Below are 18,034 nucleotides of genomic sequence, written 5' to 3'. Positions count from 1 at the left end.
CCGCTACCGATAGTAGGAATGTAGTCTGCGCAGCTGTGCTTTGGTGCGCTTTGGCCGTCCTGAACCTGCCGGCAGCACGCTCAATCAGGCAGCCGATGCGCCGGGATCTATGGTGAGTAGAGTTTCATCACAGTTGCGGTGAGGGCTTAGGGGCGGGTCTCAGGACCCTCTCGGGGGAGATGTTCGTCGCAGGCGCGAAGAATGACATTCGAGCCTTGGACCTACCGATCCCGCCTGGCGACGCTCGGCAACGCTCAGCTACAGACTGGCGTGGTGCTCTGCCCTATTGTTCCCATCGATAGCGGGTTTCCGCGGAGGTATCCATGAGCCATCGGGTGAGGAGTTCATCGCGTGTTTTGTCGTGTTCTCCCCCGCTGGTCGGGCCGAGGGACCAAGGCGTGGGACCGCGATGAGGGGCCTTGAGAGGAGGGGGTCGTTCGTCGATAAGTTCGTTGACGGCGTGAGCGAGGAGATTGCACTCCTCCACCGGTAGTGCCACCAGGCCTGCAAGGTAAGCGCTGATCCCGAACTGGTCCACCATGCCGGTGTATTCGGTGTAACGCCGCCAGGCGGTCCGGCAGGAGATGTCGGAGGCCATCATCGCTGCGTTGATGAGGACGCGCTGCGTCTCTTCCTCCCGGTCGAGCAAACTCATCGCGGCTGCCCTTTCCCTAAGCTGCCGGACATCGGAGCGGGGTCCGCCAGTTCCTGAGCGTGTACTTGTGCAGCTTCGGCTGCGTCGAGGAGTACCAATGAGTTCACTGAGCAGTCCGCATGGCTGCTGGAGTGGACGGTTGGGTAGGCGGGAGGGAGAACGTCGGGTTCCATTCCCCGCGATGCCTGTGCGAGTCCACACAGTGTGGGGGCATCACTGTTAGATGTGTCATCTGTTAGGGGGGGAGCATTTTCCGCTTGGTGCTTGGGGTGTGCTCGAGGGGTGAGGGCGGTGCGGTCGTAGTGCGCGGCAACGACCAAATGCGTAAGGTCTTCAGTGCCCGAAAGACCGAGAATTCCCACTGCGTGCTGCAAGGCATCTTCAATCATGCGGAGCGGAAGGGGGAGCACGAGGGCAATTTCTTCGCACGTGAGGCCACCGCTACTCATCACAGCGATCACCGCCTGCAGATCACTCAATGCCTCTGAGTCTGTCGTGTTGCCCGCTCGGGGCTCTAACAAGACTTCGTGACGAAGCTTTGACTCGTCCGGGTTCTGGTGTGTCTGCCTCATGGCACTCCCTGATGGCACGGCGTGAACGGCTGTGCCATGGTCCGGGGCGACAAGATGAGACTCTCGTCTTGAGAGTCAAAGTGTCAAGAAGAAGGACGCACTTGACTTTGATACCAGCGCCATGAGTCGGGACGACACTGACAGGCAGAGGGTCTTTCCTGCCCTCCGGTATCTATCCGAAGCTCACCCGACGACAAAAGCACCGTGGGACAGCGTCGATCGAGTGGACCGACCACCGTTTAGGAGCCAGTTCTTTTGAACTGCTCGTGTGAGTCTTCGTCACAGCGGAATTTTTGAAGCGTGGTTTTGGCGGATTCAGCCGCTCCAGCATCGTCCCGCAAGGGAACGGTTGCGAGATAGCAGGCGTGCGAGGTGCGACGCTGGATTCACACACACCCCCCCCGCTTGTTCGATCAAGCTGTAGTGAGCTGAGTTGCTTTCCGTAGTTCGTTGGAGGTGCTGAACTCTTCGGCTGGTGCGGCTTCCTGGTATTCAACGAGCTCGACCTGATGCTCGATGAGGGCGTCTCGGACGGCTGATGGTGTTGCGTAGAAGTACTCGCGGCGCAGATTCACGAGATTGACGCGTCGGTCCGCGAAGTGTTGGTGAAGCATCGTTTCGATTCCCACGGCGTCTTTCGAGAAGAAGAGGGCGTGGACGTCGAAGAGGAAGGGGACGGAGGCGTCTCCAAGTTCGCGCACTCGTTCCATTGGGTTCAGGCGCCGTGTCATACCAATCTTTACGACCCCGTCGCCGAACGCTCCGAGATTGGAGATGACGTAGACGTAGCCGGCTCGCGTGTTCAGTGCGTTGTCTTCAGCGTCGGCGAGTTTCGCTTCTGCCTCTTCGAGCTGTTCCTGAACCCGTTGGACGCCTTCCAGGTCGCCGGCGGCTTGTAGTTGAGCAAGGACGTTCGCGTAGTGGTCCACTTCTTTCTTTTGCTTTGCCTTAAGGGCTTCCCATTCGCGCTGGGCTTTGGCCGTTTCTCGAGCTTCGGCACGCGCCTCGGCCTCGAGCTGCTTTTGGATTGCTAGCGCTTCAAGATGTCGAGCGGCTAGCTCTACTTCTTGCTCCCGGAGTCGGTGGAAGGCGCTGGTGATCTGCAGCCCGATCATGGTCCCTCGTTTTGCTATCTGCTCCCGTGACTTCTCGAGTCGGGCACGAGCGGTGTCGAGGTTCCCTGCCTTTACAGTTTTGACGCAGTTCTCGGCTTCCGCGTTGTATGCCCGTAGCAGCAGCGCAGAAAGGTCTCGGACAAACTTGTCACCCTCTCGCGTGGATCCGTTGAACGTGAACCCGGAGACTGTAGTTACCGCGGTCTTTTCACGCAGTTTGTTCTTGATATGGGCCCGGACGGTAGCTAGTTCGCTGGCCAGCTTCACGGACGTCTCGGCCGGGTGTTCATAGTCGTAGAAACCCACGTTGTGCCGCTCTGCTACCTGCCGGACGTCCAGTACGTCGTTCCGCACGGCGGCGAGCTCGGCTGCCGCAGCGGCTAGATCCTGCTTCGCTCTGGCGATACTCGCTGCCAGTTCCTTGTCGTGGCGTTCTCTGGCCAAGCTGTCCATGGCGCCGAAGCGGTTGAGGTCGGCAAGCATCTGTGCGTTAGCGAGGTACACCTCATCGGCGTACTGCTTCAGTCCCTTGGCCGGGACAGGCGGGGCGCCCATGTTTGTTCGGTAGGTGTTTTCGGCGCTCACGTGGGTTGATTCGGCGGAGACTCCAAAGGTTTGCCGGTACTGCCTCAGTATGTCCAGAAGAATCCAAATCACGCCTGCAGCAGGCAGCAGGCTGAAGAGGAACCCTTGGGTGGGTATGAGGGCGATGAGGAACAGCAGCGCACAGGCTAACCAAATATGAAGAGCGAATCCCGCTGGTCGCTTCCTTGGCTGAGCGGGTTCGGGCGACGGACCAGATGAGAAGTTGGACATGGTTCCCCCAGATTTCAGTGATGATGCCCGAACCGTAACAGGTCCTACCGTCAGTCATCGCCCAAGCTCTGCCGACACGAAACTCATGCCGAGAACACGCTCGACATCCGCGGCGACCAGCATCTTCAGTTGCAACCGTGCATTCTGGCCGGACCTGCTGACTGTGATGTATTCGAGGTGCGCATCCCCGTCCGTCTGACTCACAAACCCTGACTACCAGGAGTTTTGAGATGAAAGACGACGAGACAAGTTTTCGAGACATAAGAAGACCAGTAGTTCCGGCGGGCGGAGGGATGGTGTTTGACTCGCTCGAATGTTTTAGAAAGCTTTAGGTTTTTGAGACACGCTGAAGCGGACTCTTCGTTCGTTTGGCGTCTTGCATGGGGGTGTGCACCGGGCATCAAGTCGGGCGGGTCTTACGCGAATGAGGATGACTCACACGAGTGAGTCGCTGTGATGAGCTTACGAGGGACCGACAACAATCGGCCCGGTGTACATCTCATTTTTCTCGCGGCTTTGTCCTGACCGGCGCCCGTGGAGGCTATGCACGGACACCGCCCCCTCGAGGTGAGCTTCCCGTGTCGGTGACGTGAGGTGGGTGTGTGCGGCCGGTCTGTTGGTTCCTGCTGTCCAGGTGTGTGCGGGACAAGCAGCGGAACGTGGGGGAGCTTGTGCCGTGCACAGGTGGGCAGGAGGCCTTCGAAGACATCACTGTTGCTGCCGGTAGTCGGTGGGGTCAGGGTTTGAAGTCAAGGCGGGGGTAATACCGCCTGGTCTGGCCTCGGTTCCGGGGTTGGTACTGGCGGGGGGGGGGTGCTGTTGTTGGATACGACAGAATCCCCGTCCCGGAGTAGTTGCTCCGGTACGGGGATTCTGGGGGATGTTAGGCGTTGTAGTACTCGCGGCTGCCGGACTTCGCCAGTCCACGGGAAACCATGTAACCGATGGTCAGGTACGTGATCAGCTGCATGGCGTCGCGGCCGTCGAAGATGTCATCGCCGCCGCCGTCGCCGTTACCGACTATCACCGACGTGATGACAGTGGCAAGGACCATGGCGACGTAGGCGAAGAACTCGGTGGTCTTCGTCGAGGCCTTCGTCTCGGTCGAGTAACGGGTCTCAGCGTGGTTGTTGTGGTTGTTGCCGTGATTGCCGCCGTTGTTGTTGCCGCCGTTGTTGCTGCTGCCGCCGTTGTTGTTGCCGTTGTTGCCGTTGTTGCCGTTGTTGCCGTTGTTGTTATTGGTCATGGGTGACTCCTTGTACGTGTGGGTGCCGGTGTCGGCAGGGAGATGGGCGCTCGGAGATCGAGTCGGCCTGTAAGGGGGAGGAGAGACTGAGATGGTTCGCGGTGTACTCCACGGAATCTCTCTACGCTGTAGATCCTATGATGTAGAGAAGGTAATAGCAAGCTGCCTTACTAAATTATCGGGGACAAGGGCGTCCTGAAGGCGTCGATAGAACGATGTGAGGGTGACCTCGGGCCCACTAGGGGCCGGGCCGAAGCCGCTCCGACCGCTTTTTCGGGCTTGTTCTATTCCGGTGAGGGGTTCAGCTGTGCTTGAAGTCCTTGGAGGAGGATGGTGATGCCTTGGTCGAGTTCGGCTTCTCCGTCGTAGCCCAGGAGCATGGGTGCGAGTTGGCGCAGGTGGGGGAAGTCTTTTTTGGGTAGCCGGTGCAGGCCGAGTTTGAGTCCGAGTTCGTCTTCGTCGGGGTTGACGACGAATTCTTCGAGTTCGTTGAGGATGTGGCCGATGAGGAATCCGTAGTAGGCGCGGTAGGCGTGGAGGGCGTCAGCGGGGGCGAAGCCGGCGCCGCTGAGTACTGCCAGGATCTGCTCGAGAGGTCGTAGGGCTCCCAGGGGTCGCAGTCCCATGGGTGTGGACAGGGGCCGGGTTACGAGCAGCGGAACGACATGGGGGTGCTGCAGGACCAGGGCGCGGAAGTCGTGGGCGGCGTGGCGGAGCTGTTCCTGCCAGGAAGGCAGGTCGCCGGTGCGCGGGACAATCCATTGATCGAGCAGGAGTTCGGTCATTCCGTCCAGGAGTGCGTCCCGGTTGGCTGCGTACCGGTATAACGCCATGGGGTCCTTGCCGAGCTTGTTCCCCAGTTTGCGCATGGAGAGAGCCTCGAGCCCGTCGGCGTCGACCAGTTCGAGGGCTGCCCGAAGAACGACGTCCCGGCTCAGCCGGATGCTTCCCTTTTTCACCTGGTGCTGCCCAGCACCCTTGGAGTCCTGACGTGGCTCGAGGGAGAGTTCGGCCCGGACCCCGGGCTCATCTGGGCCGTCAAGTTCGTCTGGCTGGTTCATCTCTATCCCTCAAATCATCCGTTAGTAAGCCGGTTGCCATCCCAAGAGCTACACCGTAGAGTCTACGCCGTAGCAGTATCACCGTAGATACTGGTGTGTAGGGCATCATCTTGAGCTTACTGCGGGCAGGTTACCTCCCCGCATCGGTTGATCAGTTCTGGCCAGCAGGTTTCGCTGTCAGGGCTTCAGGGTTTGCTATCAGGGCTTCACAAAAGCTCAAGATCACCAGCCGGCCAGCCTGACCGCAGGGTTGCAGGGTTGCAGGGTGTGGATGATTTTTCTTGTTCTGGTCTCTTCGAAGGAATTACGTGACCCTGCTGACTCATGAAAGTTCGGACGACGGTTGTGTCGGGAGCTGTGACCGCGGTGTAGGGGTTGATGAGGTTGGTTTCGCTGAGGTGCTGTCCGAGGCGCGGGCGGCGGCGGCTGATATCGCGGTGATCACCGATGCCGCACAGAGGATCACGTTCGTGTCGGATGCTTTCGCTGCAATGACAGGGTATGACCGTGCGGAGCTCCTCGGACAGAACTGCCGGTTGTTGCAGGGTCCCGGGACCGATCCGCAGACCAGGGCGCAGATAAGGGACGTCCTCGGCTCAGGGGAGATGTTCGAGGGGCAGATCCTTAATTACCGCAAAGACGGTTCAGCGTTCTGGACTGCACTGAGAATCGTCCCGATGTGGGTGGGCGACAGCCTTGAAGTCACCCATTTCGTCAGTGTCCAGCAGGACATCAGCAACAAGGTCGCGTCGCTGAAGCACCTGGAGAACCAGGCCCTCCACGACCAGGTCACAGGGTTACCAAACCGGACCATGGCCGGACAGGCCGTCGAGAGGGCAGTACAACGCGCCCTCGACCGGGACGTGACCGTGGCCGTTGCCCTGATCGACCTGGATGACTTCCGCATTGTGAACAACACTCTCGGACACACTGCAGGAGATACGGTATTGCAGCAGTGGGCGACCCGGATGCTCTCACATCTGCGCGAAGGGGACACCCTCGCCCGGATGGGCGGGGATGAATTCCTCTTGATCCTCAACAACATCCCCCGGGACACCGCCGACAACACCATTAGCGGGTTACTGGGGCGTATCCACGACGTCGTGGAGGATCCCTTCACCGTGGACCATCAGCACATCCGCATCGGGATGAGCCTGGGACTCGCCCTGGTCCCCGAGGACGGCACCGACAACAGGACCATTCTGCGCCGCGCCACTGATGCCCTTTACACAGCCAAGAAACGAGACCGGGATACTGCCCCTTGGTGGGAGACCGCCCACCAAGTCCCGATGCATTCCACCACCCACCGCACCCTCGAGGCCGGGTTCAGCGCTACCGCCGGTGCTGTTGATGGTGCCGCTGATGGTGCCGGTGTTGGTAACGACGCCGGTAGTAGAGCCGATGACGGTACCAGCCTGGGACGAACCACGCCGGAAGATTACGTGGCCGCGATTCGACGCGGGAACATCCTCGTTCATCTCCAGCCCGTGATGAATCTTCGTGACGGATCAGTGCACTTATTTGAGGCTCTTGCGCGGTTGAAACTACCGGGTCGAGTCGCGTACCCGGACGAGTTCCTGCCGCACCTTGATACCGAGGACCAGCGCGTGCTGTTTACCGGTGTGCTCCACCAAGCGCTGACGGTCCTTGCGGCCTGGGATCGGGATGGAGCACGTCATAGCGTGTCGGTGAACCTGCCTCCGGAAATCCTGCGGGACGGCACATTACCGGCCCTGGTCGGCAAAGCGCTCCACGATCACACCATCGAGCCGGCCAGGCTCGGTCTGGAACTGCTCGAATCTCAAACCATGACCCTGGAATCACAGCGGGCCGCATTGCAGGACCTCGCCGATCTCGGCGTCGGCCTGGCCATGGATGATCTCGGCTCCGGGTACAGCAGTCTGCAACGACTTTCATCGTTCCCGTTCAGCGCCATCAAGATCGACCGCGGCCTGTTCACTCACGTCTACGACAGGCCCACGGGAGCGCTGACTATCATGGCGACCCTCATCCAGATGGGCAGGGACCTGGACATGGATGTCGTCATCGAAGGACTGGAAGATGAGTCACTGACTGAAGCGGCGATCATCCTTGGTGCACCATTGGGTCAGGGCTACCACTTCGCACGACCCCTGGCGCCGGAGAAGTGCCTTGAGTGGGTCGACTCCTTCGACCTGACGGTGCGCGGGTCCTCGATCCTCACGCCCCTCGGCGCCCTGGCCTACCACTGGCAGCTGGCCAGACTCGCCGCCCCACACCCAGTGGAACTCGAACAGTGCCCCCTCACCCAATTCCTCAACACCACCAAAATCAACACTGGCACTGGCACTGGCACTGGCACTGGCGCTGGACCTGAGGTCTGTCTCGAACTCGGATCTGAGGTCCAGTCGTGGCACGCACTCCAACACAGCACTCTTGGCGTTCACCCTGTCTCCAGCCGGCTTCTCACCGACTGGCTCACTCACCACGTGTGTGAAACCTTGCGACAGGGCGTCTCCGATAGAACCCGAACCCGGGCCGGAAACGGTGGGACGTGATGGACGAGCTTTCAACCGGGGGAGGGGAACAGGTGTGCGCTGCGCTCTGCGTGCCTTTTATGGACGAATTGCCGGTCGACGGCGCTGCGGTGTCCATCTTCGGGTCGACATCGTTTGGTTCCACCGTGTATGTCAGCAATGACGCCGCACGGACGGTCGATGATCTGCAGTTCGACCTCGGCGAGGGACCGCGATGGGTAGCGGCGAGCACACGGAAAGCGGTGCTGCTGCCCGACCTGGCCGCCGCTGACCACAAGCGGTGGCCCGTGTTCGGGGTCGAAGTGCAGACAACCGAGGTACGGGGGCTCTTCGTATATCCCATGACCTTGGGTGCACTAGATGTAGGGGTCATCGAGCTGCACTCAATGAAAGCGGAAGGGTTCACCGCCCACGAGGAGGTCATCGCTGCCCGTCTGGTAGCCCAGGCAACCTGGTCACTGGCACGAAGACTACTCACCCTCACCACCAGGGAGGGCACGGAGCTCCTGCAAACAAGCACCGCCCTGTCGCGGCGGGAAGTCCATCTGGCTACCGGGATAGTCACAGCACAAACCCGGACCAGTGTCACGGATGCGCTGCTGTTACTTAAGGGACACGCCTTCGCTCAAGGTCAGTCACTGCGCGAGACAGCGAAAGCCGTCGTTCACCAACATCTCGACTTCACATCCCTGAACAGCTGAACCGGCATCACTTCTCTAGTGGTCAATCAGAGACTGGAACCACCGCAGACACACGCCTGGAGCGTGCATGGCGCGAACGTCGGCCGAATGAGCATGACTCGGCACCATCCAGACCAATAAGAGAGCGAACTAGGTACACGGCGGCGACCACGACTGCTGCTCGTTCGATAATGCTGTGACCCAGAGCAAAAGCCCAAGACTTAGGGCGAGGGGTTGTGGGTTTGGGATGAGACGCGCAGGTCAAACCCGGATTGTTGCAGGAGCTCATCGGCCGCCAGGCTGACGAGAGCAACCTGTGAGCGGGGGAGGTCCTCCCTCCCTAAAAGCCAAGCCGTGATGTCCTGCTCAGTGAGGGCTCCGGTTATCCCGAAGTAAGCCACCCATAAGTCGGACACGTCATAACCGGTGAGCGCCAAAGCCACCCTGAGCTGCAACCGCGCATCCGACGACTCGTCGGCCGGCTGGTCCTTATCTTCCACCGCACCCATTGCCCTAACCATTCCCTGCTGACCCTGCTCACTTCCGATGATCATCAAGCCTAGAAACCGGTCACGGGCGAAAGCTATTGAGAAGATCACACCGAAACGCCTTGACCGGGAACGTCGGTATATGTCCTCCGGTTCCCAACGCACTTCCGGACGGACTTCTGATGCCGGGCATGCTTTCGATTCCCTCAGTACCGACCGCTTTGGTATTCTGTTCCTTTGGATCCGGGTCAAGTCGCTGGCCTGTGTCGAGTACGTCGAATGGTTACTGGCTTGTTCTTGCCTCCTGAATCATCAGCGCCCATCGTGGAGACCACGGCCGTCCAGGCGAGTCTGGAATCCTTCATTGATTGCCCCACGGGCACTGTCGAGCACTACTTCGACTCCCCGGACTTCACGTGGTCCGACGAGTTGTATCGCATCCACGGATACGCACGCGGGGACGTCGTCCCGACCTTCGACCTGGGTATCTCCCATATCGAACCTGAGGACCGGGAAGCTGCGGCAGCGTTCTGGGATGAGCTGTCGACGACAGGTGGTCCCTTGTCGGTCTACCTGTCCCTGCGCGATGCTGCCGGGCGGATCCGTAAGGTCCTCATTTCCGGGGACCTCATCCATGACCAGGCTGGGATGCCGGTCGGGGTGTGGGCGCTGGTCGTGGACGCCACCGCCTCCATCCACGCCGATACCCGCCACATCGCAAACGAGGCCGTCGCCGCATCAGCTCTCAGCCGGGCTGTGATCGAACAGGCCAAAGGCATCCTCATGGGGCGAGCCGGCCTCAACGCGACAGAAGCGTTCGAACGCATCAGCCAGCGAAGCCAGACCACCAACCGCAAAGTCGTCGTCATCGCTCAGGAAATCATCGACCGTGCCCTTCGACTGACCAGGGACGACGAGCCGGCGGACCGCACCCGGGCCCTGCTGGACCTCTTCCAAACCGACTGAACCCGAGTAGCTCCCCCGTCGGGCCGTGCTGGATTACTGATGAAGGATGCCCGTGACTGATTTCTCGCCCAATGAGATAGCCCCGATCATCGGTCGCGCCAAAGGCCTTCTCCTGACGGAGCAGACAGCCCAGCAGGCCGTGTCTGCTCTGGCGGCTGCGGCCAAGGATGCCATTCCCCACGCCCTCGGAGCCGGAGTGAGCCTCATCGAGGGTCACCGACCGACCAGCGTCGGTGCAACGGACAATCTCGTCCTTCGCGCTGACAATCTTCAGTACGAGTTGGGCAATGGCCCGTGCCTGTCCGCGTGGTCCGACGGTGAAGCCACCTATGTCCATGACACCGAAACCGACCAGCGCTGGCGTTCTTGGAGTGCCCTAGCGGCGAAGACCGGCATCCGTTCCTGCTACAGCGTCCCGCTGCAAGCAGGTCCGCACGTTGAACCGCAAGGGATGGGTGCAATGAAAATCTATGCCGGGACTCCTGGGGCTTTTACTGTCCAGGACCAGAAAGTGCTGGACCACCTGGCCCAATCAGCGGCCGTCCTGCTCGCCCATATCCAGGCAAGCGACACCCCTCAGCGCATCAGCGACACGTTCAAGGAAACCCTTCGCGTCCGGGACCTGATCGCTACAGCCCGCGGGGTCATCATGGAACGAAACGGTATCGAAGAGCAGGAAGCCTTCAACTACCTGCTGAGCGAAGCCGGGAACAAGGGCATATCCCTTCACCAGTTCGCGCAGTCCGTCCTCCCGCTAAGAACCCGCCAGGACACCCCCGGGAACACCCCCACCTGAAGCCTGATGCATCCCGATGAAACCACGACGTCGATCGGGGACGTCCATCGCGCCAGGATCGCAGAGTCGTTTACACAAGCGGGGCTGGGCCTGCCGGAAGTGTGATTACCGTATTTCACCAGCACCAGCACCAGCACCAGCACCAGCACCAGCACCAGCACCGTTGATGAGTACGAGATTGACGCTTATCTGAACCTGATGCTCGTCCTGCCCGGGTGGAGTGCGACAAACTTGCCCACGCCATCAACGAGCTCATCGACCAAAAGCCGCCGCTGGTTCGGGCGCCCTACCGCGGCGACTTCACAACCTCAGGCAGGTGGACGTAGGGGGTGGTTTTTCTCGGGCAGCCGGCTTCTTGACTGCCGGAGAAACTCCCACTCCCGTGCACGAGGCTCGTCGGTGTATCCGGCTGAGTCCGCGACGCGAAGCCGGGCATCGTTAGGGTCCTTCAAGTATGCACACGCGGACTTCAAGATTTCAGGATGATGTACCTCACGATCACCAGTACCTTGACACCGGAATCGTGTCTCAAGGCTTGATGCTGCCCTGTGTAGATGGCTTGATACCGGGCGGACATCACGGCTTGAGAGTCAAAGAGGCTTGTCCATGCAGGGGACCGGGTCCGAGGAGCCGTCCACGTCAATTTTCATACCGGAGATTATGGCGATCCGGCCCTAGTGGCTCCTACCGTAGGAGAACGGGCGTCGTCTCGCGTCCGGAAGGCGGTAATCGATGCTGGTCTATAAAGTAGATGTCAAGGAAGCTGACGGTGGGTTCATCGTTACCTGTCCGGATGTCCCGGCGCTGCGTCACCTGGTCCAATCTCCCTGGGAAGCGTGTAGTGTCCGCCACCTGCTAGCCGAACATGCCCGAGTCCCGGATGATCTGGTGTGGCTGCACATCAGGACCAGCACCGGTGCGATGACCATCATCTCCGATGTCCATCCGCTGCACTGGATCTCGTTCCATACGATCAACCGTCCCTCTCACCCCGCCTTTGATCCTTCGAAGCTTTTGTTCGAGCATGCGGCAATCGCCCTGCAGCACGAGGCTGACCATGCCACGCTGCAGGACCGCTCCCACGCGCAGGTGACCTTCATCCTGTCGATGCTTGACGGCACCAAAGTGTCCCTGCCCCGGGCCGGCGGTTACCACTTGGAGGACGTCCTAGCCCATACCCGGGTTACTGGAGACTTGGGCGCCTGGATCAGAACGAAAGTGCAAGAACTGCCAGCTTCAACACCGCACTGGCACTCACCGATCCTCGGCATTCAAACCGGAATCTTCAGACCCGAATCTTCCTCAGCCCGCCGCTACCGATGACCCGATCCCGTCATCGGCCGAACGTGCGGGATACTCAGCCAAAGTCAGTCGCTGCAACCGGGCCTGCCAACCGGTGCGGATTATGAAAGCAGGAACAGCACATCGTCGACCTAGCGGAGACGTACGCCGACAACGGAGCTCCGTTTCAACGACCTTGGTGCTAGATCAGCCGGTGGCGGGCTGTTAGTCGAAGTGCGTGGTCGGGGTTTCGTCGCTTGCGGTGGATACGATCTGTGCGGCAATGTGGCGGAGTTTCATGTTCCGGCTATTGGAGGCAGCCGTGAGGATCTTCATTGCCGCTGTCTGGCTGCACTTGTTCTGGCCCATGATGATACCCGCGGCGAGGTCAATGACGGTCCTAGACTCCAGAGCCGAGGTGAGGTGCGCTGCCTGATCCGACAGGCGGGCGATGCGCACCGCCAGGCGCAAGGACCTGGACGCCTCGCGGGCAAAAGCTTCTGCAGCTTGGGCCGCTTCCGAACCGAAACCGTCGGTGGAAGTGGAGTACAGGTTCAGGCCGCAATTGGCCTCGCCTTCTAGGGGAATGGGCACACCAAGAATCGACAGCATGCCGTGCCCGGCAACCGCTGCAAAGTACTCGGGCCACCGTTGGTCGGTGTGGGTGTCGCGGACATACACAAGTTTCAGGGTCCGGGCTGCTGTCAGGCAGGGCCCGTCACCGAAGGAGTACTGGATCTCATCCATTTTCAGGGCAGTCTCGCTGCTGCTGGCGAGTGTTTCGGCATGACGGGGCCGCAACAGGGTGACACCGCAGAGGACCTCACGGCCCGGCTCAGAAAGGTACTCAGCCGCCACCCGGGCCAGATGGGTGAGGAAATGCTCGACGTCCGGACTGTCCAGCACCAGGTTCTGCAGGAACACCGACGCTTCAGCCGGCGACCCGTGAACTGAAGTGTGAAGTTTAACCGCTGACAGGGTGGGCTGAATGTCCTCGGATTTAAGTGAGGGTAAAACTGGATCGTTCAAGATTCTCCTATCCAGGAGATCAACGTGCACGGCGCAGCAACGCCCGGAGAACCCGGAGCGCGTCAATCGAACTCTCTGCAGCGCTCTCTTCTAAACGACAAGCACAACGTTACGCCCGCTCCCCTAATCGCTCAGATCAAGCCTCCGGGTTTGGAGGGGTATTAGGGGGGGTAGCGAAAACGACCGTTTTAGAGCCAGTTCTTCTGCACCACTGAAACTGTGACTTTTTGTCAGGATGGCGGGCTTTTTGAAGGATGGTTGGCGGGGTCTAACAGCGCCAACGCAACGTCCCGCATGCGGATCGCAGAGTAAACCGGACGGGTAGGACCTTGTCATGGTTTCCTCCTGCTCTCCCGATGTCGTCACCCGTATGGTGAGCGGATGGATATTGGCGCTGATGTGCTGCTTGTAGGACCTCGTGGACGACGTCTGTGCCTGGAACTGGTAATGGAGTTGAACCCGTCAACCAGGTCCGCCGCGTTCTGGTTCGCCCACGATTTAGATCCCGGCAAGGGCACGTCCAGGGTGCTGATAACCGCTACCTCCGATGAGAACCCGAACCAGCCACCGAGACCATCATTCGACGACCTCATCACAGGTCTGGCCTCGTTTGATGTGACACGAATCGATGGTGATGCGATCGACCGGGCATTGAGGGCAGCAGTCGACACGTCCCGGCCCTGGCAGGAACCGGACGGGGAGGACTTCTTCGCAGCCCTTCCCGAGGTCAAGGGCGCCCTCACTTCGATCGCCCAGCACGTGATGACGGTGTCCTCCACCCAGTGGTGGACGCAGGACCGGCAGGTCGAGCAGTGGGCCCTTGACTGGCGGCCGGCACATGATCCCGCACCCCTGCCAAGGGACCCGGTGCGAGCCCTTTCCGCGTGGGCTAGCGACACCCGCGCAGAGGAGGTCCGGGCAGAGAAGGAACGCCCCCGAAATCCTCGGGCCTCATGGTCGGGGACGTGGTGGTCCTTCCCGCAGGGAACCCTGCAAACGATCGGACGGGTACCGCTGGGACTGAACCTCATCGAGGACTCCGTTGGCGAGGAACACGCCACGGTGATCCCCGTACGCGGCGCCGGCCGCACCTACGAGATACGTACAGGTGAAGACTGGGTGTCACTGTGCCGCGATCACCCGCTGGAAGTCACAGCATCCCGGCGCCATGACTGGTTCCGGTGCACCGGTCACGACGGCAAATGGATCATCCCGGACTGGGAAAAAGTCGCACAGCGGTGGGACGCGGTGCATTTGACCGCTCTGGCCTACCTCACTGGCGCTAATCGGGCACTGCAGGTCGACGCCGACGCGTACACAGTCCTCGCAGGATGGAATCCCGATACGACGATGTGGCTGACCGACGTCGCACGCGAGTGGGAGGGCCCGCGCCAGCACTGGCAACGCTCCACCTATCAGGAGGCCTGGACCAACACCCTAGATGATCCGATAAGTCACCCCTAGGCCTGTCCCGCTGAGGGATGAGGCACCGCCCTCAGGAGTCGTCATGAACCGAGTGCAAATAGTCGTCCTACTGATTACAGCTGTCGTGTTCGTTGGGTTCATCGCCTTTGCGATCACGGGAAACGCTGGCAACTCCCCCGTTCCGTAGAGGATCGCTATCCGGTACGGCTTGTAGTGAAACAAGGAGCCCCGAAGCTAGCGGTTACGCCGGGTATGGTCCACTTGACCAGCTCCGCCCGAGGTCCCACTTGAATCCGTCCACCTCGATTCTCAGAGTCGATGTGGTACCGAGGCCGAATATCCGCCGCCGCTTCTCAATGTGTCCTTCCCCTTCGAGGTAGGCGCGGATGACAAGGCAGAGCCTTCGGAGCTCGACCTCCTTCTCATCCTCTACGTCGTCGTAGTCAAAGAGACTCGTCCCAACCTCTAGCTCAGGAATGAACGCATCCATCCACTCGTAACTCGCTCTAATCCTCGCTGCACGGACGATACCCGAGCGGCTGCGTACCTGGACGCAGTGCAGCCAAGGATCGACTTCAGAAATAATGTGCGTTACGGCAAATGTCTCGTCAAATACTTCATCTACGACACGATGCAGCATGGCCTTCATGTCGATGATCACGGTGACAGTCTCCCAGTTCATCCACTGCTGCGGAGCCTGGATGAGGATCGGTCTATAGACGCTGTCTCAGCGTCATGTCGAAGTGCTCAAGGAGTTGAGGCTGGCGCAGAAGCTTCTCATTGCATCAGAACCGATTGTTTCGCTCAGAGGTTCTTGGAACCAATCCCGCCAGATCGTGTCCACTTCGTCGCTACTGATTGATCCGTTTTTGAGTAACAGAACCGCCACAGGGTTCGCCTCGTACTCGTACTCGTCCTGGGGTGCACCCTCGACGGTGCCCGGATGCAGTCCGTATGGATCCAGGTCGTTGAGCAATGCCACAACTGATGTGACCGTGTCTTTCCACTTTCGAGTACCTGATCGCATCTCAACAGGATGCACTAACGGTGTCCCGGCCAAAGATGCGCAACCGGACTCGGCCCGTTCTCGTCCGGTGAAGGATCCTCAACCGAACACCTAGTGAGCCGTATTGAAGGGGCCGCTAGGGTGTGTGAATGAAAGCCCTTACGCACGCTCCTCACGACCTTGTGGTTGCCACGATCGACAATATCGACGTCTGCTTCTCAGGAGCGGAGCTAGGAGCTGCTCCGGGCTTCGTCGGGCTGAATGCCGGAGAGCCGAGCCTTCATCTCAACCTCAGCGCTGTTCGTGGAGCTGAAACAGCGACCAAAGATGCTCAGTTCCTGCAACAGCGCGAGGATTGGGCTGCTCGCCTGCGGGCCGAAGGTAGGGACGGTGTCGGACACCCGCCCCTCATGCCAGGCGTTGCCCTCTACAAGCGGATCACCGTTCAAGTTTCCGACGACCTCGGCACCGAGTACGAGCGGGCAGGAGGCCAAGTGGCCGGCGACGGAACGGAGTGGCAAGCACTATGGGTGTACATCCCAGCCCCACCCGACAACGCGCAGACACTACGCCTTCGGTTCGAGGTGGACGATAAGCAGACAGGAAAGCACTGCGAACTGAGCCTCTAAGCCTTCCGTCTTTCTAGCCTCGCTGTCCCGCTAAGGGGCCCGTCAAGGGACAGGTGTGTCCCGGCGTTCCTTATTCGGGGACCAAAAAGCCGCTGCTAAACCGAGCATCAGCGCTGCGCCTATTGTGGTGCCCAGTCCGACGAGGATGGCGCCGACCAACCACAACCCGGTGACGTCAGTTGCGGCCGCTGTGCTAATCCAAGCCAAGGTGAATGAAGCTGGGATTACTAGCCAGGCGACGATGAAGCGTAAGAGCCAATGGGCGAGGCCGATCACGATGATGCTGCATAGAAAGGCTCCTACTCCCTGCCATACCGCATACGGGCCACCCATACGGCCGGTGGCCGGGTCGTACTGATACTCGGTATCCCAGGCAAACCAGCCGAGCCATAATCCTGCCGAAGGACCCGCGATCAGGAGAACCGTCGCCCACTGCTGAGCGGGCGGCCGATGCCTGTTCCGGGTCAGTTGCATGCTTCACCTTATGGCAGCAGTCCGCCGGCCGATGATGTTGCGTATGGGTACACCCTGCGCAGCACGGGCCGCACGTTAGGCGATCCTTCATCGGGCATAGGATCCGGCGGCGTGGTGACTGACGGATCTGGAGTGTCACTGGTGAGGTGGTGTCACGAAGACGTGCAGAGGAGTCGAGTGAAGGGTCCGGTGCCGGTATAAACAAGTTCGGTCTGGGCCCTGACGCGAGCGGTGGTTTTGACTTCCTCGTCGATGGTCAGTTCTTGCGGCAGCGGGTGTTTGAGATGGATGATCTGGAGCAGTATGACGTCACTCTATTGCGACGACGCAAGCTGCCTTTTGGTGCCGGCCGGGATCAGATCCGTCGGTTAAAGTGCGAGCTTTCAGGCGAGTTCTTCCCGCACCGTGTCTGGCTCTACTTCTGCGGTGCATGCTTCGACGAGGGCTGCGGTGGCCGGACGAAGCCACCTGCGGTACTGGCTTAGCGCGGCTCCTTTGACCTGTACTCCGACCTGATTTACTCGTCCCGTATAAGGATCCCTGAGCGGGCACTAGGTCGACCGCCCTAGCGCTTCGTGAGCTGGTTTCCTTTTAGAACGGGGCGAATCCAACAAAGAGGGAGAGAAAAAGGGCACAGAGGAGCCAGATGAACCCGAGGCCCGCGAGAAGAATGCTTCCCTGGAAGGAACGGTTTTTGAGCACTGTCTGAGGCTTCACACACAGGTAGATGAGGACAAGGAAGGGCGCGAAGAGTAAGGCTGCAGCGGCAACCCTGAAGGCTTGGGCGTCAGCAGTGACCCCAAGCGCGAAACCCTGTTGGATCTTGACCCAGAACCAGGCCCCTAGGAGGCCGGCAAACAGGATCGTCGCTGTTACTAAAGCAGGCTTTGCGGTTTCGGCTTTTCTCATGAGGCTTCCCTTTGCGTTCTCCGCACACGGCGGGCTCACCTAGAACCTACTGTGGGATTACCTGCGGATAAGAATGCGGGCAGTGTCCGGTAAACGATCCCCTTACGAATTGAGATCTCATCGCGACAGTGGAGGTGGCGATGACGCGGTTGCTGCCTCCTGATCTGGTGGTCTGCGAGTATTGCGCCCATGAGCGCACATCGTGGACCGCTACCTCTTGGGCTGTCGATGCTGTGGGAATCAGTAAACCCGCAGTCCGCACTCAGCGAACGATTGGGACTGCTGAAGGTTTAGTTTCCAGTTGGGTGTTGCTGGTTTCGGGCCGCTTTAGTGGCGGCTTGTCCTAGTATCTCGAATTCGATCGGTGTCA

At 60.1% G+C, this 18,034-nt stretch carries 15 protein-coding genes; 7 read left to right on the top strand and 8 right to left on the bottom strand.

The genetic code is table 11. The features are described 5' to 3' along the window. Positions 1-283: 283 nt before the first annotated feature. From RCH21_RS16565 to RCH21_RS16550, 4 genes are all read right to left on the bottom strand, one after another. The gene (locus RCH21_RS16565; protein ID WP_326965316.1) at positions 284-655 is read right to left on the bottom strand and encodes a hypothetical protein; all 372 of its coding nucleotides are present in this window, start codon (positions 653-655) and stop codon (positions 284-286) included. Positions 656-1,640: 985 nt separating this feature from the next. Further along, positions 1,641-3,158, bottom strand: coding sequence for a DUF4041 domain-containing protein (locus RCH21_RS16560; RefSeq protein WP_326965315.1), 1,518 nt, complete (start codon positions 3,156-3,158; stop codon positions 1,641-1,643). 883 nt (positions 3,159-4,041) lie between these two features. Continuing rightward, positions 4,042-4,404, bottom strand: a complete 363-nt coding sequence (locus tag RCH21_RS16555; protein WP_326965314.1) for a hypothetical protein — start codon at positions 4,402-4,404, stop codon at positions 4,042-4,044. A gap of 284 nt (positions 4,405-4,688) precedes the next feature. Further along, positions 4,689-5,465 carry a TetR/AcrR family transcriptional regulator C-terminal domain-containing protein gene (locus RCH21_RS16550; protein WP_326965313.1) on the bottom strand — a complete coding sequence of 259 codons (777 nt, stop codon included), beginning with the start codon at positions 5,463-5,465 and terminating at the stop codon, positions 4,689-4,691. 308 nt (positions 5,466-5,773) lie between these two features. Between RCH21_RS16550 and RCH21_RS16545 the strand changes: the two genes are divergently transcribed. Then, a complete protein-coding gene (locus tag RCH21_RS16545) occupies positions 5,774-8,002 on the top strand; it encodes a putative bifunctional diguanylate cyclase/phosphodiesterase (protein ID WP_326965312.1) in 2,229 nt (742 codons plus the stop codon). A gap of 59 nt (positions 8,003-8,061) precedes the next feature. Continuing rightward, the gene (locus RCH21_RS16540) at positions 8,062-8,682 is read left to right on the top strand and encodes a GAF and ANTAR domain-containing protein (RefSeq protein ID WP_326965311.1); all 621 of its coding nucleotides are present in this window, start codon (positions 8,062-8,064) and stop codon (positions 8,680-8,682) included. A gap of 200 nt (positions 8,683-8,882) precedes the next feature. On the opposite strand, the gene RCH21_RS16535 is transcribed toward RCH21_RS16540, so the two are convergent. Next, on the bottom strand, positions 8,883-9,260 hold the full coding sequence (locus tag RCH21_RS16535; RefSeq protein ID WP_326965310.1) for a hypothetical protein: 378 nt from the start codon (positions 9,258-9,260) through the stop codon (positions 8,883-8,885). 168 nt (positions 9,261-9,428) lie between these two features. Here RCH21_RS16535 and RCH21_RS16530 point away from each other — a divergent pair, with 168 nt between their 5' ends. The 3 genes from RCH21_RS16530 (at position 9,429) to RCH21_RS16520 (ending at position 12,234) form a co-directional block, all read left to right on the top strand. Then, a complete protein-coding gene (locus tag RCH21_RS16530; protein WP_326965309.1) occupies positions 9,429-10,115 on the top strand; it encodes a PAS and ANTAR domain-containing protein in 687 nt (228 codons plus the stop codon). 52 nt (positions 10,116-10,167) lie between these two features. After that, a complete protein-coding gene (locus RCH21_RS16525; RefSeq protein ID WP_326965308.1) occupies positions 10,168-10,911 on the top strand; it encodes a GAF and ANTAR domain-containing protein in 744 nt (247 codons plus the stop codon). A 732-nt stretch (positions 10,912-11,643) separates the two neighbouring features. After that, entirely contained in the window at positions 11,644-12,234 is a 591-nt protein-coding gene (locus tag RCH21_RS16520) for a hypothetical protein (RefSeq protein WP_326965307.1), read from the top strand. Between the two features lie 183 nt (positions 12,235-12,417). Here RCH21_RS16520 and RCH21_RS16515 read toward each other — a convergent pair whose 3' ends face one another. Continuing rightward, positions 12,418-13,221, bottom strand: a complete 804-nt coding sequence (locus RCH21_RS16515; protein WP_326965306.1) for a GAF and ANTAR domain-containing protein — start codon at positions 13,219-13,221, stop codon at positions 12,418-12,420. Between the two features lie 615 nt (positions 13,222-13,836). Between RCH21_RS16515 and RCH21_RS16510 the strand changes: the two genes are divergently transcribed. Continuing rightward, entirely contained in the window at positions 13,837-14,685 is an 849-nt protein-coding gene (locus RCH21_RS16510) for a hypothetical protein (protein WP_326965305.1), read from the top strand. 202 nt (positions 14,686-14,887) lie between these two features. Here the strand turns inward: RCH21_RS16510 and RCH21_RS16505 are convergent, their stop codons facing one another. Next, positions 14,888-15,307, bottom strand: coding sequence for a hypothetical protein (locus tag RCH21_RS16505; protein ID WP_326965304.1), 420 nt, complete (start codon positions 15,305-15,307; stop codon positions 14,888-14,890). Between the two features lie 494 nt (positions 15,308-15,801). Here RCH21_RS16505 and RCH21_RS16500 point away from each other — a divergent pair, with 494 nt between their 5' ends. Continuing rightward, a complete protein-coding gene (locus RCH21_RS16500) occupies positions 15,802-16,281 on the top strand; it encodes a hypothetical protein (protein WP_326965303.1) in 480 nt (159 codons plus the stop codon). Positions 16,282-17,346: 1,065 nt separating this feature from the next. On the opposite strand, the gene RCH21_RS16495 is transcribed toward RCH21_RS16500, so the two are convergent. Further along, positions 17,347-17,664, bottom strand: a complete 318-nt coding sequence (locus tag RCH21_RS16495) for a hypothetical protein (RefSeq protein WP_326965302.1) — start codon at positions 17,662-17,664, stop codon at positions 17,347-17,349. Positions 17,665-18,034 lie beyond the last annotated feature (370 nt).

It is taken from the genome of Arthrobacter sp. PL16 (assembly GCF_035985055.1).
Taxonomy (GTDB): Bacteria; Actinomycetota; Actinomycetes; order Actinomycetales; family Micrococcaceae; genus Arthrobacter_D; species Arthrobacter_D cheniae.
Note: the sequence above shows the minus strand (reverse complement) of the source record. Positions and strands in the feature narration are given on the sequence as shown.